Source organism: Mesorhizobium sp. M1A.T.Ca.IN.004.03.1.1, from assembly GCF_003997555.1.
Lineage (GTDB): Bacteria > Pseudomonadota > Alphaproteobacteria > Rhizobiales > Rhizobiaceae > Mesorhizobium.
In genome coordinates this window covers 1-235 of the sequence record NZ_RZTV01001089.1, presented here as the reverse complement: position 1 = coordinate 235, position 235 = coordinate 1, and the positions used below count along the sequence as shown (strand labels likewise).

Annotated in this window: 1 pseudogene; it reads right to left on the bottom strand. The window is 59.6% G+C overall.

Annotation, left to right across the window (positions count from 1 at the left end):
* Nucleotides 1-196: pseudogene (locus EOD29_RS35040) on the bottom strand (efflux transporter periplasmic adaptor subunit); the annotation flags it as partial.
* Nucleotides 197-235: the final 39 nt, after the last annotated feature.

The window sequence follows — 235 nt, the reverse complement described above, 5'->3', positions numbered from 1 at the left end:
GAATCCGAAAGCCGAGTTCGGTCTCGATCGTCGGTTCGATCGTACCGGTGAGGCCCAGGCTCGTAGCGGGCGTCTGCTTGACTGTCATCGACAGCACGGGACGGGGCGCTTCCTCCTTGCTTTCCTCCTGCGGCGCGCAGGAGGAGATCAGGGCCGTGCCCACCATCAGTGCGACTATGTTGAGATGAATACTCACTTGGAAGCTTCCTTGCCATAAGACACGATTTCACCCGGC